Source organism: Pseudoduganella sp. UC29_71 (genome assembly GCF_042693265.1).
Classification (GTDB): domain Bacteria; phylum Pseudomonadota; class Gammaproteobacteria; order Burkholderiales; family Burkholderiaceae_D; genus Rugamonas.
In genome coordinates, this window is sequence record NZ_CP170549.1 from 3,928,306 (window position 1) to 3,954,318 (window position 26,013).

The window sequence follows — 26,013 nt, forward strand, 5'->3', positions numbered from 1 at the left end:
TAATTAAGCTATACTTAATTAACCCTGACCCCATTTTTTTATGCCGAAGTTTGCTGCCAATTTGTCGATGCTGTTTACCGAACTGCCCTTCCTGGACCGCTTCGCTGCGGCGCGCAAGGCGGGCTTCGATGCGGTGGAGTTCTTGTTTCCGTATGCGTATGATCCGGACCAGCTCAACGAGCGGCTGCACCGCCACCAGCTCAAGCTGGTGCTGCACAATATGCCGCCCGGCGACTGGCAGGCGGGCGACCGCGGCATGGCCTGCGATCCGCGCCGCAGCGATGAATTCCGCGACGGCGTGCAGCAAGCCATCGAATTCGCCACCGAACTGGAAGTGTCCAAGCTGCACTGCATGTCCGGCATCCTGCCCGGCGGCCTGGCGCCTGAGCGTGCCCACGAAACGCTGCTGGGCAACCTGCAATACGCGGCGGACCGCTGCCACGAGTACGGCATCCAGCTGCTGATCGAACCCATCAACACCTACGATATCCCCGGCTACTTCCTGAACTACAGCCGCCAGGCGCTGGGGCTGATTGCCGCTTGCGGGCGGCCAAATATTTTCCTGCAGTACGACATTTACCACATGCAGCGCATGGAGGGCGAGCTGGCCAACACCATCCGCGCCTGCCTGCCGCACATCGGCCATATGCAGCTGGCCGATGTGCCTGGCCGCCACGAGCCGGGCACCGGCGAGATCAATTTCCCCTTCCTGTTCCGCCAGCTCGACGAGCTTGGCTACGATGGCTGGCTGGGCTGCGAGTACACGCCGCTGGCCGGCACCGCCGAAGGCCTGGGCTGGCTGGCCAGCCTAGCTGATGCACCTTTGCGCTAGCGCAAAACTTGGTTCTTTACACGGAGCAAGATAGGTCCTTAGCTTCCACGGAGAGGACCGATGACACTGCCCCGCATTCCGGCAAGCGTGCTTGCCATACTTGCCATCTTGTCGGCCGCGCTGGCACTCGGCGGCTGCGCCGGCAATCCCCGCCTGCACGAGGCGCGCGAATTCGCTGCCGAATCCGGCAAGCTGGGCGGCTACGCCGACCTGACCCAGCGCTTCCGCGACACCTATCTGCGCGAACAGCCTTATCTGTCGCCCGCCGCCGAGCAGCGCGAGCGCGCGGCCGACGCGCGCCGCCGTGCCGCCTACCCGGACCTGATGGCCATCCACGAAGCGGTGCAGCTATACATGCAGACCCTGGGCAAGCTGGCCGACGGCGAAGCGTTCGACCTGAAGGAGCCGGTCAAGGCCATGGGTGCCGGCATCAAGGCTTGGCCCGACACCGGCCTGACGGACCGCCATGTGAACGCCTACAGCGGCCTGGCGCAGCTGCTGGCGCGCGCCGCCACCAATCCTTACCAGGAGCGCGCCGTGCAAGCCATGGTGCGCGACGGCGACCAGGAGCTGCAGGCCTTGTTGGAGGCGATGCAAAGCCTGCTGCGCTACTACAACAAGAGCAGCGACAACGAGCGCGACATCGTGCTTGGCATGCTGGAGGTGGAAATCCCGTTCGCCGATACGCCGCGCGACCGCCTGCTGGCGGCGCTGGCCAAGTCGCACCGGCTCGCCAAGCGCAACGAATACCGGCTGATCGGCCTGCGCCACACGCTGGCGGCCAAGCATGTGGCGGCCATCGCGGCGGCCCACAAGACGCTGGTGGCGCGCATGGCGCAGCCGGACAGCCCGGCCGCGCGCAGCGCCCGGGCCGGGAGCGGCGCGGCCCTGCGCACCGGCGCCACCGGGATTGCCGCACCAGCCACCGAAGCGGCCAACGATTAAGGAGAACGCCATGACCCTGCCCAGCACCGCGGCCGATTTTGAAGACCTGGCCGACAGCCTGTCCGCCTGCGCCGACGAACTGCATTTGCGCATCATGAAAGCCATCCGCCGCAATCCGCCCGGCGGTCCGGCGCGCGAGCCGCAGCACGATCCCACCACGCCGGCCGCGCTGAGCGGCCAGCCGCCCCGCCCTGCCTCGGCGCCGGCGGAGCAAGTCGCCACCATCCCCATCAACGGCAACCTGGAACAGGGCATCTCGCACGGCGCGGCGCAGGCGCTGTTCGAGAACGAGGTGGCGCTGCGCCAGCGCGCCAACAGCCTGTACGTGGACGCCGCCGTGCTGGCCGTGGCCGGCCTGGGCGCGCCGCAGCGCGTGCTGCTGGACCTGGTGGCGGTGGCGCGCCGCCGCATCCGCCACGCCAGCCTGCTGAAGGACGTGATCGGCATCACCGCCGACATGCTGGGCCTGGCCGCCGCCATCGCGGCCGGCAGGCCCGAGCACCTGCCCACGGTGGTGGAGAGCATCAAGGAGCGCTACGCACAGCTGAAGGAAGACCGCGCCGGCTAGCGCGCAGCGGCCTATAATCAGGACATGCCCACGCTGAGGAGCGCAGCATGTCTTACAAAAGCATCCTGGTGCACGTGGACGAGGCGCCGCGCGTGGCCGAGCGTATCCGCATGGCGGCGGAACTGGCGCTGCAGGACGACGGCCACCTGCTGGGCGTGGCGATGACAGGCATCGCCCGCGCCCTGTACCAGAACGCCATCGTCGACGAGCAGGACCCCAACCTCGCCCTGCACCTCAATTTTCTCAGGGAGCGCGCCAACCGGGCGCTGGAGCAGTTCGCCCCGCTGGTGCAGCGCCTCGGCCTGCAGGATTTCGCGCAGCGCGTGGTGGACGACGACCCCGGCGCGGGCCTGAGCCTGATGGGCCGCCACACCGACCTGGTGGTTATAGGCCAGGCCGATCCCGAACACGTTTCCACCTCGGCCGGCAGCGACTTTCCGGCCCAGGTACTGACCCATTCCGGCCGCCCGGTGCTGGTGGTGCCCTACGCCGGCTTGCCGCAACCGGCTTCCGGCCAGGCCGGGCCGGCGCGGCGCATCATGGTGGCGTGGAACGCCAGCAAGGAGGCCGCGCGCGCGGTGCACGAAGCGCTGCCGCTGCTGCGGCGCGCCGAACGCGTGCAGATCGCCGTGTTCGATGCGGACAGCCAGCGCGCGCTGCTGGGCGAACCGCCCGGCGCGGACCTGCTGCACTACCTGGCGCGGCACGGCGTGGAGGCGGACCTCCTGGTGCGCCAGTCGCCGCGGGCCGGCCTGCTGAAACGGCCCACCGGCACCGGCGAGGCGCTGCTGTCGCTGGTGGCGGAGGAAAACTGCGATTTGCTGGTGCTGGGCGCCTACGGCCACTCGCGCTTCCGCGAAACGCTGCTGGGCGGCGTCACCCGCACGGTGCTGGAAGCGATGACGGTGCCGGTGCTGATGGCGCACTGAGGCGCGGACGCACCGGGCAAGGGGGCAACTGGGCGCCGGGGCGGCGCTAGCCTTCCGACCAGGACTGGCTGCGGATCTTGGCCACCTGGCGCTGCGCCAGCCATTTCCACAGCTGCAGCGCGTCCGCCTGCGGCGCGCCGGCCATGCGGCGCGGGCTGGCCAATGCGATTTCGCAGTCGCGGTCGGACCATTCGGCGAAACAGATGTCGCCGCCGCTGGCCACTTCCACCTCGTACATCAGGCCGTCGTCGTAGCCAAAGCGCAGCACCGCGCTGCCGGGGCCGCCGTCCGGTCCATGCGCGGCGCCGCTGTAGACCTCCGCCAGCGCCGCGGCCAGCTGGGATTCGGTCGGCGCGGCCACGTCGCGCCCGTCCGGACGGGTCAGCACTACCCATGCCTGTGTCATTGACGTTCCCCCTTCTCAACTCGTTAACATTCTTCTGGCGAATAATGTACCGGCTTGGGTAACTTTGCCATGATCCATGTCTAGCATGGGGCTTGCGGACCGCGTATCAGTATTTTTATTGTAGCAACTATATAAGCCGCCACCAGCGCGGCATATAAAATCTTGCGCCGGTTGTTCGCCCGCAACACTGCGCGGGCGGGAAGTCGGTTTCGTCTTGCAACCGGGAATGCAGCGCTTTCACGCCGCGCGCCTGTGGCGCGCCTGCCGCCGTGCGCTATGGCGCGGCCCGGATCGCACGCCTGGCCACACTGCTATCGTACGCCCGCGCACACGGCGCTGCACCCGCCGTATAATCGTTTTCATCGCCAGCCTTAGTCTGCCGCTCACTGATAGGAAAGCCGATGGAATTGGATGCCATGCCGCAGTTGTCCGCCCGCGCCCTGGCCGCCAGTTCGAACGGCGTGCTGATCGCCGATGCGCGCCAGCCTTCCTGCCCCATCGTGTACGCCAATCCCGCCTTCTGCCGCATGACAGGCTACACCCTGGATGAGCTGCTGGGCCGCAATTGCCGCTTCCTGCAGGGCGAGGACCGCGAGCAGGCCGCCGTGGCCGTGCTGCGCCAGGCCATCGCGCGCGGCGAGGACGCGCACGTGGTGCTGCGCAACTACCGCAAGGACGGCTCGCTGTTCTGGAACGACCTGTTCCTGTCGCCGGTGCCGGACCAGGATGGCGCACTGGCGCACTACATCGGCATCGTCAACGACATCACGGAACTGAAAGAGCGCGAGGAGCGGCTGGCCTTCCACAGCACGCACGACAAGCTCACCGGCCTGCCCAACCGCACCCTGTTCACCGACCGGTTGCAGCAGGCCCTGCTGCAGGCGCAGCGCCACGGCGGCCAGCTGGCCCTGCTGTGCATCGGCATCGACAATTACGCCTTCGTCAACGAAAGCCTGGGCCACGCCGGCGGCGACCAGCTGCTGGCCGGCGCCGCCGAGCGCCTGCGCGCCAGCGTGCGCGACGACGACACCGTGGCCCTGTTGGGCGGCAACGAGTTCGTCGTCATCCTGAGCGCCGTGTCCAGCCCGTCCGACGCGGTGGCCGTGTGCGAAACCATCTTTGCCGCGCTGGCCCCGGCGTTCACGCTGCAGGGCCAGCAGGTGCATGCCAGCGCCAGCATCGGCATCGTGTTCAGCCCGCAGGACGGGCGCGACGGCGCCACGCTGCTGCGCTACGCCGACATGGCGCTCACCCGCGCGCGTGAACTGGGCGGCGCGCACTACCAGTTCTTCGCCTCGGAGATGAACCACCGCACGCTGGAGCGCATCGGCATGGAGGCGGCGCTGCGGCTGGCCGTGTTCCGCGACGAGCTGCAGCTGCGCTACCAGCCGCTGGCCGACCTGCGCAGCGGCGCCGTGGCCAGCCTGGAGGCCCTGGTGCGCTGGCAGCACCCGGCGCTGGGCCTGATCCCCGCGCAGCGCTTCGTGCCGGTGGCCGAGGAAGCCGGGCTGATCGGCGCGATCGGCGCCTGGGTGCTGCGCCGCGCCTGCCACGACATGCGCACCTGGCTCGATGCCGGGCTGGCGCCGCTGCGGGTGGCCATCAATGTGTCGCCCAAGCAGTGCCGCGACCGCCAGTTCACCGCCCAGCTGGCCGCCACGCTGGACGAGTTCGGCCTGCCGCCGTCGGCGCTGGCGCTCGAGATCACCGAGGCCGCGCTGCCGCAGGACGCCGCCGCCGGCCCGGAGCAGCTGCAGCTGCTCGAACCGCTCAGGGCGCTGGGCGTGCCGCTGGTGCTGGACGACTTCGGCACCGGCTACTCTTCGCTGAGCAACCTGAAGCGCTATCCCTTCGACGCCGTCAAGATCGACTGCGCCTTCATCCGCGACATCGTCAGCGACAGCGGCGACGCCGCGCTGTCCAAGACCATCATCTCCATGGCCCACCTGCTGGGCATGCAGGTGGTGGCCGAGGGCGTGGAAAGCGAGGCGCAGTGCGACTTCCTGCGCCGCCACAGCTGCGACCTGATCCAGGGCTATTTCTTTGCCGCCCCGCTCGCGCCGGACGAGGTGCAGGCGCTGCTGCGCGAGGACCGGCGCCTGCCGCCGCACCTGCTGCGGGTGCAAAAGCAGCAGCGCACCTTGCTGCTGGTGGACGACGAGCAGAACATCGTGTCCGCGCTCAAGCGCCTGCTGCGCCGCGACGACTACCAGATCCACACCGCCAACAGCGGCGCGGAGGGCCTGGACGTGCTGGCGCGGCACGCCGTGGACGTGATCGTGTCCGACCAGCGCATGCCGGGCATGCTGGGGGCGGACTTCCTGCGCAAGGCCAAGGAACTGTACCCGGACACGGTGCGCATCATGCTGTCCGGCTACACCGAGCTGCAGTCGGTGACGGACGCCGTCAACGAAGGCGCCATCTACAAATTCCTCACCAAGCCGTGGGAGGACGAGCAGCTGCGCGGCCACATCGCCGAAGCGTTCCGCCTGAAGGAGATCGCCGACGAGAACGAGCGCCTGAACCTGGAGCTGCGCACCGTCAACCACGAGCTGGCCTCGGCCAACCGCCGCCTGGAGGAGGTGCTGCGCCAGAAGCAGCAGCAGATCAGCCGCGACGAGATCAGCCTGAACGTGGCGCGCGAACTGCTGCAGTACTTGCCGCTGCCGGTGATCGGCATGGACGACCAGGGCATGATCGCCTTCGTCAACGCCGCCGCCGACCATCTGTTCCGGCGCGGCGGCGCCCTGCTCGGCAACGAGGCCTGCGTGGTGCTGCCCGAACTGTTCCCGGCCGAGGACGGCTTCCGCGCCATGAGCGCCGGCGGCCGCCGCGCGCCCGGCACGCACGAGGCCGAGATAGAAGGCGCACGCTACGCGGTCGACGTCTATCCCATGGGCGCCAGCTCGACCTCGCGCGGCAGCCTGATCACCCTGAGCCGTACGGAGGAAAAAACATGAGCAGCATCCTGGTCGATCTGGACGACGCCAGCGCCGGCATGGTGCTGGCCGAAGCCCTGCTGGACGCGCACGGCGCCGTGCTGTTGCCGCAGGGCGCCGTGCTCAGCGACGCCACCCTGGCCTCGCTGCGCCGGCGCGGCGTGGCCGGCTGCAGCGTGCTGGCGCCCGAACCGGTGGAAGACCCCGCGCTGGCCGAGGCGCGCCGCCAGCAGGCGCTGCAGCGGCTGCAGCATCTGTTCCGCCGCAGCGCGCGCGACGGCATCGACAGCGGCGGCGCCGGCGGCGAGCTGCTGCGCCTGCTGGCCGACTACCGCAGCAGGAGCCTATGATGCCTACCATGGAAGACGTCGCCCGCCGCGTGCAAGACCTGCCCTCGCTGCCTGCCGTGGTGGTGGACCTGCTGGCCTGCGTGGGCCAGGAAGGGCTGGACATGCAGGTGCTGGCCGGCAAGCTCGCGCTGGACCAGTCGCTGTCGGCCAAGACCCTGCGCCTGGCCAATTCCTCGTTCTACGGCATGCCTTCGCGCGTGACCACCATCCAGCAGGCGGTGGCCGTGCTGGGCGTGCACAACATCCGCACCCTGGTGACGGCATGCTCCATCACCGGCAGCTTCCACGGCGCGGCCGACAGCAATTTCGACCTGCCCGGCTTCTGGCGCCATTCGGTGGGCGCGGCCGCCTGCGCGCGCGCGCTGGCGCGGCCGCTGCGCCAGAATCCGGACACCGCCTTCATCGCCGGCCTGCTGCACGACCTCGGCACCCTGGTGCTGGCCACCCGCTACCCCGGCGAGTACGCGGCCATGGAAGCCTACCGCCGCGAGCACGACTGCTACCAGGCCGAGGCCGAGCGCGCCGTGTTCGGCTTCGACCATGCCGGCATCGGCGGCGCGCTGGCCGCGCGCTGGCAATTCCCGCAGCAGATCCAGCAGGCCGTGGCCAGCCACCACGAGATGGACGAGCTGGACGCGCCCTCGCTGGCCCTGACCGTGCACCTGGCCGACGCCTTCGCGCACGGCCTGAATTTTTCCGGCCGCGCCGACGAGCTGGTGCCGCCGCTGGGCTGGCCGGCCTGGCGCGCCGCGGCGCTCAGCGACGCCACCTGCCTGGCAGTGTGCGCCGAGTCCGAGCGCACCTTCCACGATCTGGTCCAGATCCTGGTCAACTGAACCGGCCATGAACGGAACCGCCATGCCCCCAAGCACCGCCTGCGCCCCCAGCGCCGTCCCGCCCGCGATCGACTTGTCGGCCTTCCTGGACGGCCACCCGGTGGCCACCTTCGTACTCGACACCACGCACACCATCACGCACTGGAACAAGGCCTGCGAGCACCTGCTGGGCTGGAGCACGGCCGAAATGGTGGGCACGCAAAACCACTGGCAAGCCTTCTACCCCAAGCAGCGCGCGCTGCTGGCCGACCTGATCGTGTCCGGCGTGGACCCGGCGGCCAGCGAGCACTACCGCGAAAAGCACAAGCGCTCGGCGCTCATCCCCGGCGCCTACGAGGACGAGGACTTTTTCCCCAACATCGGCGCCAGCGGCCACTGGCTGCACTTCACGGCCGCGCCGCTGCGCGACGGCGCCGGCCGGGTGGTGGGCGCCATCCAGACCCTGCGCGACGTGACCGAGCGGCGCGTGGCCGAGAACGCGCTGCGCAAGGCGCACGACAGCCTGGAACACCTGGTGGAAAAGCGCACCGCGCAGCTGGCCGAAGCGAACCAGCGGCTGGAGGACGACATCCGCGAGCGCGAGCTGGCCGACGCCGAACTGCGGCGCCGCAACATCGAGCTGACCGCGCTGAACGAGCAGCTCGGCATGACCCAGCAGCAGCTGCTGCAGTCCGAAAAGCTGGCCTCCATCGGCCAGCTGGCGGCCGGCGTGGCGCACGAGATCAACAACCCGATCGGCTACATCTTTTCCAACTTCGGCACCCTGCAAAGCTACCTGGGCAGCCTGTTCGACGCCCTGCAAGCCTACCGCGAGGCCGAGGCCCATGTGGCCGACCCGGCCGTGGCCGCGCGCCTGCGCGCCATGCGCGAAGAGCTGGACCTGGACTTCCTGCGCGAAGACATCCCCTCGCTGATGAACGAATCGAAGGAAGGCATCGTGCGCGTGCGCCACATCGTGCAGGACTTGAAGGATTTTTCGCGGGTGGACGCCAACCAGGAATGGGTGTGGGCCAATCTGCACCAGGGCATCGACTCCACGCTCAACATCGTCAGCAACGAGGTCAAGTACAAGGCCGACGTGGTCAAGGAATACGGCCCCATCCCGGACATCCAGTGCCTGCCGCTGCAGCTGAACCAGGTGGTGATGAACCTGGTGGTGAACGCGGCGCACGCCATCGGCGCCGAGCGCGGCACCATCACCGTGCGCACCGGGACCGAAGACCAGGAGCAGGTCTGGCTGGAAGTGCAGGACAACGGCGGCGGCATCGCGCCGGACAACCTGTCGCGCATTTTCGATCCTTTCTTCACCACCAAGCCGGTCGGCAAGGGCACCGGCCTGGGGCTGTCCATGGCCTACGGCATCGTGCGCAAGCACAACGGCAGCATCACCGTGCAGTCCACCGTCGGCGCGGGCACCACCTTCCGCGTGCTGCTGCCGGTGCGCCATGAGGAAGCGCCGGCCACCCAGGGAGCCGTCCAGCCATGAAGCCAGCCGAGATGCCCCTCCAGCCCCTGGCCGGCGACGCCGCGCCGCCGCCCGTGCTGCTGTGCGTGGACGACGAACCGAACATCCTGTCGGCGCTGCGGCGCCTGTTCCGCGCCAAGGGCTACCGCGTGCTGCTGGCCGAAAGCGGCGCCGAAGGCCTGCGCGTGCTGGAAGGCGAAGCCGTGGACCTGGTCATTTCCGACATGCGCATGCCGGAAATGGACGGCGCGCGCTTCCTGGCGCAAGTGAAGCAGCGCTGGCCGGACACCGTGCGCCTGCTGCTGACCGGCTACTCCGACATCCAGTCCATCCAGGACGCCATCAACTGCGGCGAAATCTACCGCTACATCACCAAGCCCTGGGACGACAACGACATGCTGCTGGTGGTGCGCCACGCGCTGGAACGGCGCGCGCTGGAGCAGGAAAAGCAGCGCCTGGAAGCGCTCACGCTGCGCCAGAACGAGGAACTCAAGCAGCTCAACCAGAGCCTGGAAGCCAAGGTCGAAGCGCGCACCCTGCAGCTGCAGCTGTCGCGCGACGCGGCGGTGGCCGCGAACGACAAGCTCAAGCACAACTTCGTCACCACCATCAAGGTCATCTCCAGCATGCTGGAGATGCGCGGCGGCGCGCTGTCCGGCCACGCGCGGCAGGTGGCCGACCTGGCGCGCAAGATCGCCGTCAAGCTCAATCTGGACGCGCGCGAAACCCAGGACGTGTTCGTGGCCGGCCTGCTGCACGACCTGGGCAAGATAGGCTATAGCGACGACATGCTGGCCACGCCGCTGACCATGCTGCACGGCGAGGACCTGGGCCTGTTCCGCAAGCACCCGCTGCGCGCCGAGCAGCTGCTGATGCCGCTGGAAGACTTGCGCGGCAGCGCCGCCATCCTGCGCGCCCAGCTCGAACGCTTCGACGGCAACGGCTTCCCGGACGGCCTGGCCGGCCTGGCCATCCCGCTGGGGGCGCGCATCCTGGCGCTGGCGGCCGATTATTTCAACCTGCAGCAAGGAGCCATGGTGCAGCGCCATTTGCGCGCCGACGAGGCCAAGTCGCTGATTGTCAACGCCAGCGGCAAGCGCTACGATCCCAACGTGGTGAACGCCTTCCGCCAGGTGGTGGACGGCGGCGCCGGCGACGACGCCTACGGCGTGGAAATGCTGTCCGGCGAGCTGGTGCCCGGCATGGTGCTGGCGCGCGACCTGGTCAGCCGCGACGGGCTGATGCTGCTGGCCGCCGACCACGTGCTGGACGCGCGCATGATCCAGCAAGTGCAGGACTTTGAAGCCAAGAGCGGGGGCCGGCTGTCGATCCGGATCCGGCCCGCGAAGGGGAAACAGCCATGAGACGCATCCTGCTGCTGGACGACGAAATGAATGTGCTGCTGGCGCTGCAGCGGTCGATGCGCAGCCAGCTCAAGATTCCCGACCTGCAGGCGGAAATTTTCACCAATCCCTTCGAGGCGCTGGAGCGCGTGTGCGTGTGCGACTTCGACGTGGCCATCTCGGACTACCACATGCCGCAGATGAGCGGCGTGGCCTTCCTGCAGGCGCTGAAGGACGTGGCCCCGCACACCGTGCGCATGATGCTGACCGCGTCCACCGAATTCGAAACGGCCATCAGCGCCATCAACGAAGCGCACGTGTTCCGCTTCATTCCCAAGCCCTGGCAGCTGGAAGACCTGCGCAGCACCATCGGCGACGCGCTGGCCCTGCGCGACAGCCTGCTGGCCGAACATGGCCGGCCCGCACCGGCCGCGCCCCCCGCGCAGCTGACGCCGCAGGAGCTGGAAGCGCAGCGCCTGGAAGCCGAGGAGCCCGGCATCCTGAAGGTCAGGCGGGCGCCGGACGGCTCCATCATCCTGTAATGCCGGAGCGCCTCAGGCCTTGGGCGGGTGCACCGGCAGCCGTATCGTGAAGCGCGTGCCCTTGCCCACCTCGGACGCGACCTCGATGCGGCCGCCGTGCTTGTTGACGATGCCGTAGGACAGCGACAATCCCAGCCCGGTGCCGCTGCCGACCGGCTTGGTGGTGAAAAACGGTTCGAAGATGCGGTTCAGGTTTTCCGGCGGGATGCCGCAGCCGGTGTCGCCCACTTCAATCCAGACCCAGCCGTTTTCAGCGCCGGTGCGCAAGGTGATGGTGCCGCGCTCCTTGATCGCGTGGCCGGCATTGACCAGCAAATTCATGAACACCTGGTTCAGCTGCGAGGCCAGGCACTCGACCTGCGGCAGCACGCCGTAGTGCTTCTCCACCGTGCACTTGTACTTGATCTCGTTGGCGACGATGTTCAGGGTGCTGTCCAGGCCGTGGTGCAGGTCGGCCACCTGCCATTCGGTTTCGCCCACGTGCGAGAAGTCCTTGAGCGCCTGCACGATGTCCTTCACGCGCTTGAGGCCGTCCATCGATTCCTTCACCAGCTCGGTCACGTCCTCGCGCAGGAATTCCAGGTCGGCCGCCTGGCGCGCGGCGGCCAGGCGCGCGGCCAGCGCCGCCGGCAGCGGCTGCGCCGCCAGCGCCTGGTCGTAGGCGTCCACCACGCCGAACAGCGTGGCCACGTAATTGCGCAAGGTGCCCATATTGGAATTGACGAAGCCGACCGGGTTGTTGATCTCGTGCGCAATGCCGGCCGCCAGCTGGCCGATGGAGGCCATCTTCTCCGACTGCAGCAACTGCTCATGCGCCTCGCGCAGCTTGGCGATCAGGTCGTGCTGGGCCTGCTCCATGCGCTTGCGCACGGTGATGTCGGTGAGCGAGCCGATCACCTCCAGCGGCGCGCCGTGCTCGTCGCGGATCAGGCGCAGGCTGTCGTGCATCCACAGATAGGTGCCGTCGGCGGTGCGGAAGCGGTATTCATAGGCGCGCTGCCCTTCGGTGAAGATGCTGGCCAGGCTGGAGAAGATATTGGGCGCGTCGTCCGGGTGGATATGGTCGAACCAGAAATTGGGGTCGGCCACCATGTCCTCCGGCCGGTAGCCCAGCACATTGAGGGCGTTGTTGCTGACGAAAGTCATCTTGAAGTCGCCGCTGGGCACGGTGCAATAGATGATGGCAGGCGTGTTGTCGACCAGGTATTGCAGCCGCACCAGCGGTGACGCGGCCTCCGCCGCGGCGGCCGGTGCCGCTGGGGCTTGCGTGAAAAAATCGAATTCCTCGAATTGCATGTTGCACCCTTCGCCTGGCACGGGACATGCTGGAATTATGCGCTTTTCCTCATAGTAAAGCGCGCAATTTACGCGCACTGTGCACGGCCCGCAACCAGCCTACCAGCTTGCAATAGCGTAGGAACGGCCGGGCGCGCCGGGCGGGGCCGCCATCACCGGCGGCGTCGGCGGCATCTGCGGCTCGGGCGGCGCCGGCGGCGCCAGCCAGCCGCGCGGATCGACCCGGTAGTATTTCATGAACTCGTCGTACAGCGCGGCGTGCCGTTCGGCCATCTGCCAGGGCTTCTCGAAAAAGGTTTCGGTGGCCACGGCGAAGAACTCGGCCGGGCTGGTGGCGCCGTAGTGATCGAGCACGCTGTCCTGGCGCCCGTAGTAGGCGTCGTAGCGCAGGTTGTCGTAGTCGCGCGACAGCACGGCGGACCAGCTGCGGTAGCTATCCTGGCTGCCCAGGTAAGGCGCGCCGTTGGTGCTGCCCGATTCGCTGTCGAGCTGGTGCGCGAACTCGTGCAGCACCACATTGTGGCCGTCGGTCCAGTCGCGGTAGCCGCGCTTGACGTCGGCCCAGGACAGCACCACGCGGCCGTCGTCCCAGGACTCGCCGAGCAAGGTCTGCTTGTGGGCCGTGACCACGCCGCCCGCCTCCATCTGCTGGCGCGGCACCAGGAAAGCGCTGGGATAAACCAGGATGGTGTGCAGCGCGCGGTAGACCTTGCTGGGCCGGTTCAGCAACAGCAGGCAGGCCTGGCCGGCGATGGTGTAGCGCATTTCATCGTCCACCTCCAGCCCCTCGCAGCCGACGAATTTTTTCGTGTGCAGGAATTGCTTGACCAGCTGCTGCAGCTGCTGCTGCAGTTCGGCGCCCATGCTGGCGTAGACGGGAATGTTGCGCTGCAGGATGGCGTGCGCTGCGGCCGGCAAGGGCCGGGCCAGCGCGCGGCGCAAGGTCCAGCGCGGGTAGAGCAGCGGCGCGGCCAAGGCCAGCGCCACCACGGGGAGCCACAACAATCCGTCCATAATGCCATCCATAAGGAAACTCGTCCGCCTCAGGTGGGGTTCCTTTCCGACAATTCAATGCACAACAGCCGGAACGCATTCCGGCTGTATCAATGTAGCAAATCTGGCGCTTCGCTGCAGCGTCGTGGCCGCGCTGCGGCCACGGGCGCGGTTATGGCTGCGCTTTTTGCAGCGAAGTCGGGGCGCCGAACAGCGCCGCCACCAGCGGGTCGCGGGTCACGGGACCGCGGTTCACGCGAATCGCATAATGGGTGTCGTCGGCCAGGATATGGAAGTGGCGGCCGGCGCCGGCCATGGCTTGCTCGCGCAGGCTGGGGCGTTCCTTGCGCGGCGGCGCGCCTTCGCGCTTGGGCTGCACAATGGCGGCCAGGAATTGCTTGACGCGCTCGGGGTCGGGCGTGAGCTGGTACACAGCCTTGCCCAGGTAGGTGGCAGTGCCTTCAATATAGCGCGCCAGCTCGATCACGCCCGCGTCGCGCAGGTCGCGGATGTATTTGCGGGCGCCGGAAGGCGAAAACTTGAGGAACCATGCAATCTCGTCGGCCAGCATCTCGTGCTGCTGCAGCTCGGCGATCAGCTTTTGCATGTTTTCAATGCGGCGCAGCGTAGCCGAAGTCGAACGCACCCGCTCGATGGGCGCGAGCGACAAGGCCTTGCGTTCAGGAATGGGACCGGGACGTTCTACCAGGGTCAGCCGTGGTTTGTCAGCAGCCTTGATGGGCTCCTGCAGGGCGTGGCCGGAATTTTGGTTTTCTCTGATTGCATGCATTTCAACACTCCTTATAACGATAGCCAGGATTGCGCGGCCAGGGGCCCGACTGCCTTGTGAAGGCCACGCTTTCGTCTACTTCGGGCTCTAGGATGCCGCCCGGCCCACTTTCGGTCTGTGCGGCAACGAACATAAGTGAGCAATAGACCAATTTGGCCCCCGGGTGCCGCTTGGTGCGTTTGCGAACAGAGCAACGCGCCGCACGCGGCTAAGCTGGGACCATCTTTACCAAAGAGAGGACTCATCATGAAACTTTCCATCCTGTTGGCCACTGCAGCTGCCGCACTCGCCCTGAGTGCTTGCGAAAAAACCACTGTTAACAACCCGCCGGCGGTCGAAACGCCGGCCCCGGCCCCAGCTGCGGTGCCGGTACCCGTTCCCGGCCCACCGGGACCGCAAGGCGCCCCGGGCGAACCCGGCAAAGCCGGCGATACCGTGATCGTGGTGCCCGACGCCGCCAAACCTGCCGAGGAGCCGGCTCCGCCTCCGCCTAGCCGCTAATTTGCAGGCTGGCCAAGTCACCAAGCTTGTTACTCTGCTACAATACCTACCGCGCCGCACCATTCTTGGTGACGGCGCGGTTTCCATTGGACTGCGCAAAACGCAGACAGTTCACAGGCTGGACCGTCACAATTCGACAACACTTTTGATTTTGCGCAAGGTTTTGTGCGGTAGCGCACGGAGTTGTTGAACGAATGTCCATACAGTCCAGTCCAACAGCTTGGCATCAAAGCTGGAAACCTCGCTGTGTAGGCAGCACCACCCTCAAATAAAAACGGGAGTTACTTGTGAAAAAGACCAACAAGATCGCTATCATTGCCGCCCTGCTGTCGCTGTCGTCGACCGCCGTCCTGGCGCAGGAAGCCGTAATCAACCCTAACTGGTACATCCAGCCCAGCATCAGCGCTTTCAAGCCTGATTCCGGCTTCGTGACCGACAAGAGCGCCTACGGCGCCGGCCTGAAATTCGGCAAGGCCGTGTCCCCGAACTGGGACCTGCAGATGGGCTACACCTATGCCCGCGCCAAGGACGACGCGCTGCGCTATCAGCAAGAAACCCTGGGCGTTGACGGCCTGTACCTGTTCTCCCGCAAATCGTTCCGTCCGTTCCTGCTGATCGGCGCCGGCGCCGAGCGCGACACCCAGAACCAGCCGCTGCGCAGCGAAGTTCGCAAGAGCTCGCCGTACATCAGCGCCGGCCTGGGCTTCCAGGCCGACATCAACGACCGCTGGGCCATGCAAGCCGACCTGCGCAATGTGCACGGCTTCCTGCGCGGTTCCGCCTTCCCGGAAGTGGGCAAGAGCAACAACGTGTACCTGACCGTGGGCCTGAACTACGCCCTGGGCGCCAAGCCTGTGCCACCGGCACCAGCCCCGGCACCGGCACCGGAACCAGTGGCCGCGCCGGCACCGGCACCGGTTGCACCTCCTCCACCGCCGCCAGCACCGCGTTTCGAGAAGGTCACCATGTCGGCGACCGAACTGTTCGCCTTCGACAGCGCCAAGCTGAACCCGAACCAGCCTAAGCTGGACGAACTGGCCACGCTGCTGAACAACAACCCATCCGTCGGCAATGTGACCATCACCGGCCACACCGACCGCCTGGGTTCGGACAAGTACAACCAGAAGCTGTCGGAACAGCGCGCCAACGCGGTCAAGGCTTACCTGACCGGCAAAGGCGTGGCCGCTGAGCGCCTGAATGCTGTTGGCAAGGGCGAGTCCCAGCCAGTGGTTCAGTGCGACAACAAGAAGCGCGCCGACCTGATCAAGTGCCTGGAGCCGAACCGCCGCGTTGAAGTCGACCAAGTGACCATCGAACGCCGCGTGAACTAATCGCACGGCTGGTCATCTGACTGCAAGGGAAAGGGGCTTCGGCCCCTTTTTCCTTTTCGGAAGGAGGTATTGCCATGAGACATATTCCGCCCAAGGTCAAGACGCTGCGCAGCGTGGCTGTCTGCACCGTCACCGAGTGGCTGGAGCACCGCGCCAGCAGCAAGGGCGCGGCGCTGGCCTTCTACACCATGTTTTCCATCGCGCCCATCCTGGTGCTGGTGATCGCCATCGCCGGCGCCTTCTACGGCGAACAGGCGGCGCAGGGCGAGCTGTTCGGACAGTTGCGCGGCCTGGTCGGCCCGCAGGGCGCCGAAGCGCTGCAGGCGGTGCTGGCCGGCGCCCGCAACCACGAAGAAGGCAGGCTGGCCACCTTGGTGGCGGGCGCCCTGCTGCTGTTCGGCGCCACCACCGTGTTTGCCGAGCTGAAAGCCAGCCTGGACGAAATCTGGCAGCTGCCGCCGCTCACGCAAGGCACGGTCTGGGACACCGTGCGCACCCGGCTGCTGTCCTTCGGCATGGTGCTGGTGCTGGGCTTTCTGCTGATGGTGTCGCTGGTGGTGAGCGCGGCGCTGGCGCTGCTGGAGAAATACTGGAACGGACTATGGAGCAACGCGGCGCTGGCGCTGAGCGTGATTAACTGGATTATCGGCTTCCTGGTGATTGCCGCCATGTTCGGCGTGATCTACAAGCTGCTGCCGCGCATCGCCCTGTCCTGGCGCGACGTGATCATCGGCGCGCTCGGCACGGCGGCGCTGTTCACGCTGGGCAAATACGCCATTGGCGCCTATATCGGCAACAGCGGCGTGGCCAACAGCTTCGGCGCGGCCGGCTCGCTGATCGCGCTGCTGCTGTGGGTGTACTACTCGGCGCAGATCTTCTTTCTCGGCGCCGAGTTCGCGCGCCAGTACGCGCTGCAGCTGGGCAGCTTGCGCCACCATCCGCGCGACGAGCAGGGCAATTTGAAGTTCTAGTATGCGGCGTGCTAGTGCATGGCTGGTGGCATGGCCGCCGCCGCGTGGGTGATATCGAGGCGCCCGCTGCCCAGGCAGCCGGCGACCGCGAGCGGCACGGCGCCGGGGCGGTCCACCGCATGCAGATGGAACAGCAGCTGGCCATGCGCCAGCTCGCCCCAGCCCGCCATCACGATCTCGCCGGAACGCTGCTGCACCATCACGTGCACGCTGCAAGCCAGGCCCGCCACCGGCTCGGCCAGCAGCAGATGGTCGACGCGGTAGCCCTCTTCACCCTGCGTGCGGGTCGCTACTGCCCCCAGCACGGTCCGCTGCCTGGGCAGGCTGTCGCTGGCGCCGCGCTGCGCCGCCTGGCGCGACACGCACACCACGTGCACGGCGTCCTTATGGCGCAGGCACAGGAAGTTGCTCTCGTCAAATTCCAGCCCCAGCGCACTGCCCTGCAAGGCTGCCAGGACCGCGCGCGACACTTGCGGTGCGGGCCGCTCCACCGGCAGCGCGCGACCGTCGCAGTCGGCCAGCGCCAGCAATTTATCTTCAGGGGGAACGGCAGAGCCGTGCGTTCGGTACTGCCAGGAATGCCTTCAGCATGAATAGCCATCTTGTTCTCCGGTGGTTGGACGCATCTGTTTTTATACGCCGGTGCCCGGAGAAATTCAACCGCCTGGCGGGCTAAATTTAGCTGGCCATGTAGCGGGCTGTGTCGCTGGCTATTCGCCCAGCAGCTCGGCCACCACTTCCATGCCTTCGACACGCTCGGCCACCACCTTGATGATAACGATGACCGGCACGCCCAGCAGCAGGCCCCACACGCCCCACAGCCAGCCCCAGAACAGCAGGCTGACGAACACGGCGGCGGCGTTCATGCGCGCAATGCGGCCGGTCATCCAGGTGGTGACGAAGGTGCCCACCAGGGTGGCGATGGCCAGCGAGGCGCCGGTCACCAGCAGCACCATCTGCAGCGATTCGAATTGCAGGAAGGCCACCACGCCGGTGGCGCTGGTGATCAGCAAGGGGCCGAAGTACGGCATCAGGTGCAGCAGGCCGGCCACGATGGCCCAGGCCCCCGCATTTTCCAGGCCGATGGCGCGCAAGGCCATCCACATCAGCAGCGCCAGCAGCACATTGGTCACCAGCAGCATGAACATATAGCTCTGGATGCTGCTGTTGATGTCTTCGAGGATGTGCACCGTGACTTTCTTCTTGCTCAGCGACGGCCCGGTCAGCTTGACCAGCTTGCGCTTGAAGGTGTCGCCGGCCAGCAGCAGGAAGAACACCAGGAAGATCACCATCGCGGCCTGGCTGATGAAGCCGGCCACGCCCATCGAGCCGGCCCAGACCCAGTCGATCACCTTGATCCCGCCCTGCTCGGCGGGCACGGCCTTGCGCACCGTGCGCTTGGCCCCGCCGGAGGCGGCCTGTTCTATCTCGGTGGCCACCGCCTGGATGCGCTCCAGCGTGCTCGGGCCTTTGCCCAGCTTGTCGGACAGCAGGCGCGACAGCTTATGCGTCACCGTGGGCAGTTCTTCAACAATGTTCTGGAATTCGCCATGCAGCTTGTCGGCAATGGCGCCCGAGCCGAGCAGGATGGCCATCGTTACCAGCGTGGCGCCCACCGGCCGTGGGACGCGGATGCGCTCCAGCCAGCATACCAGCGGGTTCAGCGTATAGGCGATGAAGATGCCGAGCAGCAGCGGCACCAGGAAATGCTTGGCCCATTGCAGCGCGTACAGGAAGGCCACGGTGGCGATGATGCCGAGCGCCAGGCCGCGCGCGTTCACGTGCAGCGGCAGGCGGGCGGTGGCCTCGGGCGGAATCAGGGGAGTGTCTTGCGGCAGGTCCGGGGCGTCCGCGGCAGGGGCTGCGGGTTCGGCCACGGGGGCAGGCGTGGGCGCCGGCGCGGGCGGCGCCGCAGCATCCAGCGGGCGGTGTGCTGCGTCGTCGAGGTGCATTTTGTTCTTTCGCTTGCCGGTGCCATCCCCGCAGGGACGGCGCCGGTCGCATGCTTACTTCACGCGGATGTCGTTCTTGACCGACTTCACGCCGGCCACGCCGCGCGCGATTTCACCGGCTTTGGTGATGTCGCCTGGCTGGGCGACGAAGCCGCTCAGCTGCACGGTGCCTTTGAAGGTCTCGACATTGATTTCGGTCGATTTCAGCGTAGGCTCGTTGAAGATGCTGGCTTTGACCTTGGTGGTCAGCACGGCGTCGTCGACGTATTCGCCGGTGCCTTCCTTGGTTGGGCTGGATGCGCAGCCGACAACGGCAAACACGGTAGCGGCGGTAAATACGGCGGTTGCAATTTTTTGAGCGATCTTCATGGTTTTCTCCTTGGTTGGCGAGTGCTCAACTGAGCAGTCTGCAGTTTCCCGCAGTTGCGGCACGCCATCTGTACGCTAGCGTACACACGATGACAAATTTTCTACGTTTGCAACAAACCCTGTGCGCGCAGGACTTCGTGCGTCATCGCACAGACCCTTGCCGGCAAGCTGACTATGCTGTAAGCACACTTTTCAGGAGATCGACATGAAGACGACACAAACCCTTGCGGCACTGATGATCGCAGCTTCCGCACTGATCACCGGCTGCTCCAGCACCCCGATGCAGTCCACCAATTACTCCACTGCCAGCAACGACTCCACTTATGGCGTTATCGATTCGATCCAGATTGTCCGTATCGATCCCGCCACCAGTGGAGTTGGCGCCGTCACCGGCGGCCTGGTGGGCGCACTGGTCGGCAACCAGGTCGGCTCCGGCAGCGGCCGCACGGCGGCCACCGCGGCCGGCGCCATCGGCGGCGCACTGGTGGGCAACAACGTGGAGCGCAACCGCAACCAGCCCTACGACGCCTACCAGATAACGGTCCGGCTTGACAACGGCGACTACCGCACCGTCAACCAGGACAGTGTCTACGACCTGCGCGTGGGCAACCGCGTGCGCATGGTCGACGGCCGCGTCTATCGCTACTAAGACCACAAGCAACTACGCTAACTACACAACAAACAAAGGAGTAACGCCATGGGCACCATCATCCTCATCGTACTGGTCCTGTTACTGATAGGCGCGCTGCCTGCCTGGCCGCACAGCCGCAACTGGGGATATGCGCCCAGTGGCGTCACGGCCGTAATTGTATTGATCCTGCTGTTCATGTTGTTTACCGGCCGACTTTGAGCCATAGGAGAACATGATGAAACGCACACTAGCCATAGCGCTGCTCGCCGCCTGTTGCGGCGCGCAGGCGCAAGTCACCCCGCCCGAGGTGGCGGTTCACCAGAAACAGGAACTCAGGCACGGCGATCCAGCCCGCTGGAGCAAGCCGGACCGCACGCAGGCGCAGCAAATGGCCACGCTGCGCAAGGAAATCAATGCCGCGCTGGCCGAGGCCAAGGCAGGCTGCAAGCAGCTGCCCAGGGACGAACGCAGCGAATGCATGAAGGAGGCGCAAGCGACCTATATCGCCGACATCAGCAATATGCGCGAGCAGATCGCCAACGCCAACAACCCGCGCCAGGGGGCGTACGACACCAGCGGGCAGTGACGCAGCCGCACCATGAAAAACGCCGCGAAGTTCGCGGCGTTTTTTATTGCGCTGGCTTGGCCTCAGGGTTTGCGGCGCGACAGCCATAAGCCCGCAGCGACCGCCGCAGCGCCGGCAATCAGCGCCGGCTTGACCAGGCGGCGCCGCGCCACGAAGGAGCCGACCCGCAGCGCAATCGGCAGCGCCCGCGTCAGCCCCATGCCCTTGACCAGGCCGATGATGCCGGCCAGGCTGGCCAGGCCGCCCAAGCCGGCAGATGCGCCCTCGCCGCCCTGCGCCTCGCGGCCCTTGCTGCCGGCACCGCCGAACAGCCCCGCAAGGCGCTGCTGCACCACGCCCAGCGCATGTTCGATGGCGCTGTGCACGATGGCGTCCGGGCGCAGCGCGTGGGCCACCTGGGCCTTGGCGTGCACCACGCTGACCCGGTACAGCTGGCCTTCCAGCACCAGCTTCTCTTTCGCAGCCGCGAGGGCTGCGCGTTCTTCCTTGTTCATGGCGTCTCCCGCATCATGGCAATATGCATCGCAACACGCATCACAACAGCATATCGCGGTCGCCTTGCAGCTCCGCCATCGTCATCGGCAAGCCCAGCTTGTTCTGCCGCAGCAGGCCGCGCGCCATCATCACCAGCCACACGGTGAGGACGATGAAGCCGGCGGCCAGGATCAGCAGGATCTTCCAGCCGATCGCTTCCCACGCCAGATAGACCACGGTGGCCGTGGTGAAGGCCACCGCGAACCAGCCGGCCACCAGCGCCAGCGCGAACACCACCGACAGCTGCACCAGGTGCTCGCGCACCTCGGACAGCTCCAGTGCCGCCAGCTCGATGCGCGACAGCATCAGCCGCGCCGAGTTGCGGAACACGCCGGCTAGCGAGCCGATCAAGCCAGGGGCAGGCGCTGCAGGCTGCTCCATGTCAGCTCCTGGCTGGCGCAATTACTTGCGGCCCAGGATGACGCCCACCAGCAGGCCGACCCCGGCCGCCAGCGCGATCGAGCGCCACGGGTTTTCCTTGACATAGGCGTCCGTCGACTGGGCCATTTGCTTGCCGGCCGCGACCGCGCTTTGCTGCGCCTCGTGGGCCTTGGCCAGCGCCGTGTCCAGCGCGCGCATGCCGCGGCCGCGCAGTTCTTCGGCCTTCTCGCCAGTCAGCGCGGTGGCTGCGGTGAACAGCGCCTGGGCGTCCTTGACCAGGGTTTTCACGTCGTTGTTCACGGTACTGATGTTATTTTCAAGCATGATGGACTCCTGTTGTTATGGTGGGTAAAAAACGGTCTTGCAAAAAAGCGCATCCTTATTCGAGCAGGTCCCGCATATCGTCCGCGTGTTCCTCTTCGACGGCCATGATTTTGATCAACAATTGCTTGGTCGTCGGGTCCGAATCGCCGATCTGCTCGATCATCTGGCGGTAGGACTCGATGGCCACCCGTTCGGCAATCAGGTTGGCGCGCACCATCGATTGCACCTCGCCTGACTCATCATACTCGGCATGGCTGCGATCGAGCAACGTTGCCGGATTGAAATCGGGTTGGCCGTTTAACTGAATGATACGCTCAGCCAGCCAATCCGCGTGTTCCTGCTCCTGGGTGGCATGCTCCAGGAACTCGGCCTTGACGCCGGCGTTGTCGCGCCCGGCCACCGTGTAGTAGTGGCGCTTGTAGCGCAGGATGCAGACCAGCTCGGTGGCCAGCGCCCCGTTCAGCATCTTGATGACGGCCTCGCGGTCGCCCTTGTAGCCGGCCGTGACCGGGCCGTCCGACAGATTCTGCGCCGCGGCGCGGATGGCTGCCGTATCGATGCCGGCGGGTGGGGATAGTGTGGATTCAGCCATGACAATTCCTTTTCAAATGGTTCAGCGGCGCGCGTTGACCGGGCGGCCCGCATCGGACAGCACGATTTCCACGCGGCGGTTCAGCTGGCGGTTGCCGGCCGAGTCGTTGCCGGCCACGGGATAGGCTTCGCCGTAGCCGCGCGTGGCGATACGGGTGCCTTCGATGCCCATGGCCATCAGGGCGCTGCGCACGGCTTCGGCGCGGCGCTGCGACAGTTCCAGGTTGTGCGCCGAGGTGCCGGTGCTGTCGGTGAAGCCTTCCACCATCACGCTGCGGTCCGGGTTCTGGTTCAGCACGTCGGCCAGCTTGCGCAAGGTGCGCTGGCCGCCTTCGGTCAGCACGGCCTGGTCGGTATTGAACAGCACGTCGCCGAAGGTGATGACGATGCCGCGCTCGGTCTGCTTGGCCTGCAGGTCGGCCAGCTGGGCCGCCAGCGCGTCGGCCTTGGCCTGCGCATCGCGCGTGGCGGCGGCCTGGGCTTCGGTGGCCATGCGGGCCGCGTCGGCCTGGCTGCGCGCCGCCTCGGCCTTCGCCTGGGCTTGTTCGGCATTGCGCTTGGCCGCCTCGGCCTCGGCGGTGCGCGCGTCGAGGCGGATCTGGTCGCGCTGGCGCGCCGCATCGGCCACCTGCGCTTCGGCGCCCTTCTGTTTCGCCACTTCCTGCGCCACGCCGATGCGCTGCTTGGCGATGTAGGCCAGCTTGTCGACCTCGGCCGCGTCCGCCTTGCGGGCGGCCGCTTCGTTGGCGCGGTCCAGCGCGGCCGTGGCCTGGCGGAATTCCACCGGCGCATACTGGGCCACGGCAGGATTGTTCTGCGCGGCCATGTAGTCGCCGCGGGTCTGGTCCAGCAGGCTGGTGGTGGTGGGGGCGGAGCTGCAGGCGCTCAGCGCGATGGCCAGCGCCAGCGCGGCAGGTTTGAATAGCATTTTCATGGTGGTCTCCCTGGCTTATTTGACGGTGGTGGTGTTGGCGCGGTCCAGCTCTTCGCGCAGCACGCGGATGTTCTCCTGCAGCGCGTCGGCGGCGGCCGTGGCCTTGGCCGAGTTGGCCTTGCTCTGGGCTAGGCGGGCATCGGCCTGGGCCTGGTTGGCCAGGTCGCGCGCGGCCTGGTAATCCTTGGCCGCCAGCGCCTGGTTGGCGCGCAGCATTTTCTCGCGCGCCGACGTCATTTCGGCCGGAGCCAGTTCGGCCGCGCCGGCCGAGGTGGCACTGTCGACCGCCGCGCGCGAAACGGCGACATCGGCGGTGGCGGGCGTCTTCTGGCTGGCACAGCCTGCCAGCACCAGCAGGGCCAGGCCGCAAATGGCGGAGGTGGATTGCATACGCAGCGGAGTGCTCATTGTTTTTCTCCTTGAATGTATGAGGGGTACCGACGTTATAAGCGCTCCGGGGAACTTCTTCAGTACGGTGCCGCACATTGCACCCGCCACGCGTGGTGTAGGCTGGTGCCTTAGACGAGAATGAAAGTCACCATGAAAGGCCCTATCATGTCCATGCCGCGCAGAACAAAAATCGCCCTCGCCACCGCAGGCACGCTGATCGCCATTCCCGCCGTGGCGCTGATCGTGCTGCTCAACTACGACTGGAACCGCGCCCGTCCCTGGCTCAGCGAGAAGACCAGCGAAGCCATCGGCCGCCCGTTCGCCATCAAGGGCAAGCTGGCGCTGACGTGGGAAAAACAGATCGTGCCCGAACGCGAGCGCAGCTGGCGCGACCACCTGCCGTGGCCGCACCTGGTGGCGCAGGACGTCCACCTCGGCAACCCGGACGGCATGCAGCCGGCCGAAATGGCCAGCGTGGGCGAGTTCTCGTTCTCGCTCAATCCTTTCGCGCTGCTGAGCAAGGAGATCTCCATCCCCGTGCTGCGCTTTGAGGCGCCCACCGTGCTGCTGCAGCGGGGCGAGGACGGCCGGAACAACTGGACCTTCCAGAAGAAGGACAAGCCCTCGCCGTGGCACCTGGACCTGCAGCGCGTGGTATTCACCAAGGGCACCGTGCACTACAAGGACGCCGTCGCCAAGGCCGACGCCACCGCCGAAGTCGACACCATCAACGCCGACCCCGTGTACGGCGTGTCGTGGAAGCTCAAGGGCCAGTGGCGCGGCGCGCCCGTGACCGGCGGCGGCAAGGCCGGCGCCGTGCTGTCCCTGCAGCAGCAGACCACGCCCTTTCCGGTCGCGGCCGACGTGAACCTGGGCGGCACCCGCATCGCGGTCGAAGGCACGCTGACCAAACCCACCGCGCTGGCCGCGCTCGACATGAAGCTCACGCTGTCCGGCCCCAGCATGGCGCGCCTGTACACCCTGACCGGCATCGTGCTGCCCGAAACGCCGCCCTTCACCACCTCCGGCCACCTGAGCGCCACGCTAGGCAAGGACAGTGGCCACTACATCTACGACAAGTTCACCGGCAAGGTTGGCTCCAGCGACATCGGCGGCCACATGGAATACCAGCAGAAGGCGCCGCGCGGCTACCTGAGCGGCAACGTGCAGTCGCACCTGCTGCAGTTCGCCGACCTGGGACCGCTGGTGGGCGCCGACTCCAACGCCAGCAAGGCGGCGCGCGGCCTGCCCGCCGTGCAGCCCAGCGGCAAGGTACTCCCGGTGGAAAAATTCCGCACCGAGCGCTGGACCAGCATCGACGCCGACGTGAAGTTCAAGGCCGACCGCATCGTGCGCGAGAAGCAGCTGCCGATCGCCAACCTGGTCACCGACATCCACATGAAGGACGGCGTGATCGCGCTCACCCCGCTCAACTTCGACTGGGCCGGCGGCAAGCTGACCTCGAACGTCAAGCTCGACGGCAGCGGGCGCACCGACAAGGACGCCATCCGCGCCCAGCTCAAGGCCAGCGCGCGCCACCTGAAACTCAAGGAACTGTTCCCCACGCTGGACGGCCTGAAGGCCAGCGTGGGCGAAGTCAACGGCGACGCCTCGCTCAGCGCCACCGGCAATTCGGTGGCCACCTTGCTGGCCGCCTCGAACGGCGAAGTCAAGGCGCTGATCGACCAGGGCAGCATCAGCAAGCTGCTGCTGGAACAGATGGGCCTGAACCTGGGCAATGTGGTGCTGACCACGCTGTCCGGCGACCGGCAGGTCAAGCTCAACTGCCTGGCGGCCGATTTCGTGGTCACCAACGGCCTGGCGCAGACGCGCGAATTCATCGTCGACACCGACGACGCCGTGATCAGCGTGAACGGCAGCGTGAACCTGGCCAGCGAGCAGCTCAACCTCACGCTCAAGCCCGACAGCAAGGGCTTGCGCATCATCACGCTGCGTTCGCCGCTGTACGTGACCGGCACCTTCAAGCAGCCCAACGTGAGCGTGGACAAGGGCGTGCTGGCCCTGAAGGCCGGCGGCGCGGTGGCGCTGGCAATGGCGGCCGCCCCGGTGGCGGCGCTGCTGCCGCTGATTAACACCGGCCCCGGCAAGGACAGCGAATGCGGCAAGCTGCTGGCGCAGGCGCGCGCCAAGCCGGTGGCGCCGCCGCCGGGCAAAACGATGAAAAAAGCGGCGGCGCGCAAACAATGACTCAGCGTGAAGTGGCGAACAGAACATTCATCGCAGAAAGGCTATTCTGACCATGTCGGAAGCGCCAATTGACAGG

30 protein-coding genes are annotated in these 26,013 nt (G+C 66.8%); 17 read left to right on the forward strand and 13 right to left on the reverse strand.

The genetic code is table 11. The annotated features are described in order from the left end of the window. Positions 1-40 precede the first annotated feature (40 nt). The 4 genes from hyi to ACFJI2_RS17360 are packed head-to-tail and all read left to right on the forward strand — an operon-like array spanning position 41 to position 3,274. The gene (gene hyi, locus ACFJI2_RS17345; protein WP_377701137.1) at positions 41-832 is read left to right on the forward strand and encodes a hydroxypyruvate isomerase; all 792 of its coding nucleotides are present in this window, start codon (positions 41-43) and stop codon (positions 830-832) included. Positions 833-892: 60 nt separating this feature from the next. Then, positions 893-1,777, forward strand: coding sequence for a hypothetical protein (locus tag ACFJI2_RS17350; protein WP_377701138.1), 885 nt, complete (start codon positions 893-895; stop codon positions 1,775-1,777). Positions 1,778-1,787: 10 nt separating this feature from the next. Then, positions 1,788-2,345: a hypothetical protein gene (locus ACFJI2_RS17355; protein WP_377701139.1), complete on the forward strand. Its 558-nt coding sequence runs from the start codon at positions 1,788-1,790 to the stop codon at positions 2,343-2,345. Positions 2,346-2,392: 47 nt separating this feature from the next. Beyond that, on the forward strand, positions 2,393-3,274 hold the full coding sequence (locus ACFJI2_RS17360) for a universal stress protein (protein ID WP_377701140.1): 882 nt from the start codon (positions 2,393-2,395) through the stop codon (positions 3,272-3,274). A gap of 46 nt (positions 3,275-3,320) precedes the next feature. On the opposite strand, the gene ACFJI2_RS17365 is transcribed toward ACFJI2_RS17360, so the two are convergent. Further along, on the reverse strand, positions 3,321-3,680 hold the full coding sequence (locus ACFJI2_RS17365; RefSeq protein ID WP_377701141.1) for a hypothetical protein: 360 nt from the start codon (positions 3,678-3,680) through the stop codon (positions 3,321-3,323). Positions 3,681-4,081: 401 nt separating this feature from the next. On the opposite strand from ACFJI2_RS17365, the gene ACFJI2_RS17370 reads away from it, so the two are divergent. Genes ACFJI2_RS17370 through ACFJI2_RS17395 form a run of 6 tightly spaced genes read left to right on the forward strand, consistent with a single transcriptional unit; the run spans position 4,082 to position 11,155 of the window. After that, positions 4,082-6,640, forward strand: coding sequence for an EAL domain-containing protein (locus ACFJI2_RS17370; protein WP_377701143.1), 2,559 nt, complete (start codon positions 4,082-4,084; stop codon positions 6,638-6,640). Continuing rightward, a complete protein-coding gene (locus ACFJI2_RS17375) occupies positions 6,637-6,969 on the forward strand; it encodes a hypothetical protein (protein WP_377701144.1) in 333 nt (110 codons plus the stop codon). Before ACFJI2_RS17370 ends, ACFJI2_RS17375 begins: the two co-directional genes overlap by 4 nt. Next, on the forward strand, positions 6,966-7,805 hold the full coding sequence (locus tag ACFJI2_RS17380; protein WP_377701145.1) for an HDOD domain-containing protein: 840 nt from the start codon (positions 6,966-6,968) through the stop codon (positions 7,803-7,805). The genes ACFJI2_RS17375 and ACFJI2_RS17380 overlap by 4 nt, the downstream gene beginning before the upstream one ends. A gap of 22 nt (positions 7,806-7,827) precedes the next feature. Then, positions 7,828-9,291, forward strand: coding sequence for an ATP-binding protein (locus ACFJI2_RS17385; RefSeq protein WP_377701146.1), 1,464 nt, complete (start codon positions 7,828-7,830; stop codon positions 9,289-9,291). Positions 9,292-9,302: 11 nt separating this feature from the next. Next, the gene (locus tag ACFJI2_RS17390) at positions 9,303-10,634 is read left to right on the forward strand and encodes an HD domain-containing phosphohydrolase (protein WP_377701147.1); all 1,332 of its coding nucleotides are present in this window, start codon (positions 9,303-9,305) and stop codon (positions 10,632-10,634) included. Next, entirely contained in the window at positions 10,631-11,155 is a 525-nt protein-coding gene (locus ACFJI2_RS17395; protein ID WP_377701149.1) for a response regulator, read from the forward strand. Before ACFJI2_RS17390 ends, ACFJI2_RS17395 begins: the two co-directional genes overlap by 4 nt. A 12-nt stretch (positions 11,156-11,167) precedes the next feature. Here ACFJI2_RS17395 and ACFJI2_RS17400 read toward each other — a convergent pair whose 3' ends face one another. From ACFJI2_RS17400 to ACFJI2_RS17410, 3 genes are all read right to left on the reverse strand, one after another. Beyond that, positions 11,168-12,451, reverse strand: a complete 1,284-nt coding sequence (locus ACFJI2_RS17400) for an ATP-binding protein (RefSeq protein ID WP_377701150.1) — start codon at positions 12,449-12,451, stop codon at positions 11,168-11,170. Positions 12,452-12,550: 99 nt separating this feature from the next. After that, positions 12,551-13,465, reverse strand: a complete 915-nt coding sequence (locus ACFJI2_RS17405; RefSeq protein ID WP_377701151.1) for a zinc-dependent peptidase — start codon at positions 13,463-13,465, stop codon at positions 12,551-12,553. Between the two features lie 151 nt (positions 13,466-13,616). Next, the gene (locus tag ACFJI2_RS17410; RefSeq protein WP_377701152.1) at positions 13,617-14,234 is read right to left on the reverse strand and encodes a winged helix-turn-helix domain-containing protein; all 618 of its coding nucleotides are present in this window, start codon (positions 14,232-14,234) and stop codon (positions 13,617-13,619) included. A 246-nt stretch (positions 14,235-14,480) separates the two neighbouring features. Here ACFJI2_RS17410 and ACFJI2_RS17415 point away from each other — a divergent pair, with 246 nt between their 5' ends. From ACFJI2_RS17415 to ACFJI2_RS17425, 3 genes are all read left to right on the forward strand, one after another. Continuing rightward, positions 14,481-14,735 carry a hypothetical protein gene (locus tag ACFJI2_RS17415; RefSeq protein ID WP_377701153.1) on the forward strand — a complete coding sequence of 85 codons (255 nt, stop codon included), beginning with the start codon at positions 14,481-14,483 and terminating at the stop codon, positions 14,733-14,735. A gap of 287 nt (positions 14,736-15,022) precedes the next feature. Further along, on the forward strand, positions 15,023-16,066 hold the full coding sequence (locus tag ACFJI2_RS17420; protein WP_377701154.1) for an OmpA family protein: 1,044 nt from the start codon (positions 15,023-15,025) through the stop codon (positions 16,064-16,066). A 74-nt stretch (positions 16,067-16,140) separates the two neighbouring features. After that, positions 16,141-17,037 carry a YihY/virulence factor BrkB family protein gene (locus ACFJI2_RS17425; RefSeq protein WP_377701155.1) on the forward strand — a complete coding sequence of 299 codons (897 nt, stop codon included), beginning with the start codon at positions 16,141-16,143 and terminating at the stop codon, positions 17,035-17,037. An 11-nt stretch (positions 17,038-17,048) separates the two neighbouring features. On the opposite strand, the gene ACFJI2_RS17430 is transcribed toward ACFJI2_RS17425, so the two are convergent. From ACFJI2_RS17430 to ACFJI2_RS17440, 3 genes are all read right to left on the reverse strand, one after another. Continuing rightward, entirely contained in the window at positions 17,049-17,567 is a 519-nt protein-coding gene (locus ACFJI2_RS17430) for a hypothetical protein (protein ID WP_377701156.1), read from the reverse strand. A 180-nt stretch (positions 17,568-17,747) separates the two neighbouring features. Next, a complete protein-coding gene (locus tag ACFJI2_RS17435; RefSeq protein WP_377701157.1) occupies positions 17,748-18,989 on the reverse strand; it encodes an AI-2E family transporter in 1,242 nt (413 codons plus the stop codon). Between the two features lie 54 nt (positions 18,990-19,043). Then, a complete protein-coding gene (locus ACFJI2_RS17440) occupies positions 19,044-19,358 on the reverse strand; it encodes a BON domain-containing protein (RefSeq protein ID WP_107870863.1) in 315 nt (104 codons plus the stop codon). Positions 19,359-19,563: 205 nt separating this feature from the next. Here ACFJI2_RS17440 and ACFJI2_RS17445 point away from each other — a divergent pair, with 205 nt between their 5' ends. From ACFJI2_RS17445 to ACFJI2_RS17455, 3 genes are read left to right on the forward strand one after another with little or no spacing between them, the layout of a single operon-like run. After that, the gene (locus tag ACFJI2_RS17445; protein WP_107870865.1) at positions 19,564-20,007 is read left to right on the forward strand and encodes a glycine zipper 2TM domain-containing protein; all 444 of its coding nucleotides are present in this window, start codon (positions 19,564-19,566) and stop codon (positions 20,005-20,007) included. Positions 20,008-20,055: 48 nt separating this feature from the next. After that, a complete protein-coding gene (locus tag ACFJI2_RS17450; RefSeq protein ID WP_082551849.1) occupies positions 20,056-20,208 on the forward strand; it encodes a DUF3309 domain-containing protein in 153 nt (50 codons plus the stop codon). 16 nt (positions 20,209-20,224) lie between these two features. After that, positions 20,225-20,575, forward strand: coding sequence for a hypothetical protein (locus ACFJI2_RS17455; RefSeq protein ID WP_377701158.1), 351 nt, complete (start codon positions 20,225-20,227; stop codon positions 20,573-20,575). 62 nt (positions 20,576-20,637) lie between these two features. On the opposite strand, the gene ACFJI2_RS17460 is transcribed toward ACFJI2_RS17455, so the two are convergent. The 6 genes from ACFJI2_RS17460 to ACFJI2_RS17485 are packed head-to-tail and all read right to left on the reverse strand — an operon-like array spanning position 20,638 to position 23,747. Next, positions 20,638-21,069 carry a hypothetical protein gene (locus ACFJI2_RS17460; RefSeq protein WP_377701159.1) on the reverse strand — a complete coding sequence of 144 codons (432 nt, stop codon included), beginning with the start codon at positions 21,067-21,069 and terminating at the stop codon, positions 20,638-20,640. Between the two features lie 40 nt (positions 21,070-21,109). Continuing rightward, positions 21,110-21,490, reverse strand: coding sequence for a phage holin family protein (locus tag ACFJI2_RS17465; protein WP_377701161.1), 381 nt, complete (start codon positions 21,488-21,490; stop codon positions 21,110-21,112). Positions 21,491-21,511: 21 nt separating this feature from the next. Then, entirely contained in the window at positions 21,512-21,814 is a 303-nt protein-coding gene (locus ACFJI2_RS17470) for a YqjD family protein (RefSeq protein ID WP_057155779.1), read from the reverse strand. A 55-nt stretch (positions 21,815-21,869) separates the two neighbouring features. Next, positions 21,870-22,406 (reverse strand): ferritin-like domain-containing protein, encoded by a 537-nt coding sequence (locus ACFJI2_RS17475; RefSeq protein ID WP_107980551.1) that lies wholly within the window; start codon positions 22,404-22,406, stop codon positions 21,870-21,872. Positions 22,407-22,427: 21 nt separating this feature from the next. Continuing rightward, a complete protein-coding gene (locus ACFJI2_RS17480; RefSeq protein WP_377701162.1) occupies positions 22,428-23,339 on the reverse strand; it encodes an OmpA family protein in 912 nt (303 codons plus the stop codon). 15 nt (positions 23,340-23,354) lie between these two features. Beyond that, positions 23,355-23,747, reverse strand: coding sequence for a DUF4398 domain-containing protein (locus ACFJI2_RS17485; RefSeq protein ID WP_377701163.1), 393 nt, complete (start codon positions 23,745-23,747; stop codon positions 23,355-23,357). 132 nt (positions 23,748-23,879) lie between these two features. Here ACFJI2_RS17485 and ACFJI2_RS17490 point away from each other — a divergent pair, with 132 nt between their 5' ends. Next, positions 23,880-25,937, forward strand: coding sequence for an AsmA family protein (locus ACFJI2_RS17490; protein WP_377701164.1), 2,058 nt, complete (start codon positions 23,880-23,882; stop codon positions 25,935-25,937). The last annotated feature ends 76 nt before the right edge of the window (positions 25,938-26,013 follow it).

What these genes read in the sequence shown, in the direction of transcription:
- ACFJI2_RS17365 (WP_377701141.1), bottom strand. Translation starts at nt 3,680, where the DNA reads ATGACACAGGCATGGGTAGTGCTGACCCGTCCGGACGGGCGCGACGTG.
- ACFJI2_RS17385 (WP_377701146.1), top strand. Translation starts at nt 7,828, where the DNA reads ATGCCCCCAAGCACCGCCTGCGCCCCCAGCGCCGTCCCGCCCGCGATC.
- ACFJI2_RS17390 (WP_377701147.1), top strand. Translation starts at nt 9,303, where the DNA reads ATGCCCCTCCAGCCCCTGGCCGGCGACGCCGCGCCGCCGCCCGTGCTG.
- hyi (WP_377701137.1), top strand. Translation starts at nt 41, where the DNA reads ATGCCGAAGTTTGCTGCCAATTTGTCGATGCTGTTTACCGAACTGCCC.
- ACFJI2_RS17370 (WP_377701143.1), top strand. Translation starts at nt 4,082, where the DNA reads ATGGAATTGGATGCCATGCCGCAGTTGTCCGCCCGCGCCCTGGCCGCC.
- ACFJI2_RS17445 (WP_107870865.1), top strand. Translation starts at nt 19,564, where the DNA reads ATGAAGACGACACAAACCCTTGCGGCACTGATGATCGCAGCTTCCGCA.
- ACFJI2_RS17400 (WP_377701150.1), bottom strand. Translation starts at nt 12,451, where the DNA reads ATGCAATTCGAGGAATTCGATTTTTTCACGCAAGCCCCAGCGGCACCG.
- ACFJI2_RS17460 (WP_377701159.1), bottom strand. Translation starts at nt 21,069, where the DNA reads ATGAACAAGGAAGAACGCGCAGCCCTCGCGGCTGCGAAAGAGAAGCTG.
- ACFJI2_RS17375 (WP_377701144.1), top strand. Translation starts at nt 6,637, where the DNA reads ATGAGCAGCATCCTGGTCGATCTGGACGACGCCAGCGCCGGCATGGTG.
- ACFJI2_RS17355 (WP_377701139.1), top strand. Translation starts at nt 1,788, where the DNA reads ATGACCCTGCCCAGCACCGCGGCCGATTTTGAAGACCTGGCCGACAGC.
- ACFJI2_RS17490 (WP_377701164.1), top strand. Translation starts at nt 23,880, where the DNA reads ATGAAAGGCCCTATCATGTCCATGCCGCGCAGAACAAAAATCGCCCTC.
- ACFJI2_RS17450 (WP_082551849.1), top strand. Translation starts at nt 20,056, where the DNA reads ATGGGCACCATCATCCTCATCGTACTGGTCCTGTTACTGATAGGCGCG.
- ACFJI2_RS17360 (WP_377701140.1), top strand. Translation starts at nt 2,393, where the DNA reads ATGTCTTACAAAAGCATCCTGGTGCACGTGGACGAGGCGCCGCGCGTG.
- ACFJI2_RS17455 (WP_377701158.1), top strand. Translation starts at nt 20,225, where the DNA reads ATGAAACGCACACTAGCCATAGCGCTGCTCGCCGCCTGTTGCGGCGCG.
- ACFJI2_RS17395 (WP_377701149.1), top strand. Translation starts at nt 10,631, where the DNA reads ATGAGACGCATCCTGCTGCTGGACGACGAAATGAATGTGCTGCTGGCG.
- ACFJI2_RS17380 (WP_377701145.1), top strand. Translation starts at nt 6,966, where the DNA reads ATGATGCCTACCATGGAAGACGTCGCCCGCCGCGTGCAAGACCTGCCC.
- ACFJI2_RS17475 (WP_107980551.1), bottom strand. Translation starts at nt 22,406, where the DNA reads ATGGCTGAATCCACACTATCCCCACCCGCCGGCATCGATACGGCAGCC.
- ACFJI2_RS17415 (WP_377701153.1), top strand. Translation starts at nt 14,481, where the DNA reads ATGAAACTTTCCATCCTGTTGGCCACTGCAGCTGCCGCACTCGCCCTG.
- ACFJI2_RS17350 (WP_377701138.1), top strand. Translation starts at nt 893, where the DNA reads ATGACACTGCCCCGCATTCCGGCAAGCGTGCTTGCCATACTTGCCATC.
- ACFJI2_RS17405 (WP_377701151.1), bottom strand. Translation starts at nt 13,465, where the DNA reads ATGGACGGATTGTTGTGGCTCCCCGTGGTGGCGCTGGCCTTGGCCGCG.
- ACFJI2_RS17435 (WP_377701157.1), bottom strand. Translation starts at nt 18,989, where the DNA reads ATGCACCTCGACGACGCAGCACACCGCCCGCTGGATGCTGCGGCGCCG.
- ACFJI2_RS17425 (WP_377701155.1), top strand. Translation starts at nt 16,141, where the DNA reads ATGAGACATATTCCGCCCAAGGTCAAGACGCTGCGCAGCGTGGCTGTC.
- ACFJI2_RS17440 (WP_107870863.1), bottom strand. Translation starts at nt 19,358, where the DNA reads ATGAAGATCGCTCAAAAAATTGCAACCGCCGTATTTACCGCCGCTACC.
- ACFJI2_RS17470 (WP_057155779.1), bottom strand. Translation starts at nt 21,814, where the DNA reads ATGCTTGAAAATAACATCAGTACCGTGAACAACGACGTGAAAACCCTG.
- ACFJI2_RS17465 (WP_377701161.1), bottom strand. Translation starts at nt 21,490, where the DNA reads ATGGAGCAGCCTGCAGCGCCTGCCCCTGGCTTGATCGGCTCGCTAGCC.
- ACFJI2_RS17480 (WP_377701162.1), bottom strand. Translation starts at nt 23,339, where the DNA reads ATGAAAATGCTATTCAAACCTGCCGCGCTGGCGCTGGCCATCGCGCTG.
- ACFJI2_RS17485 (WP_377701163.1), bottom strand. Translation starts at nt 23,747, where the DNA reads ATGAGCACTCCGCTGCGTATGCAATCCACCTCCGCCATTTGCGGCCTG.
- ACFJI2_RS17410 (WP_377701152.1), bottom strand. Translation starts at nt 14,234, where the DNA reads ATGCATGCAATCAGAGAAAACCAAAATTCCGGCCACGCCCTGCAGGAG.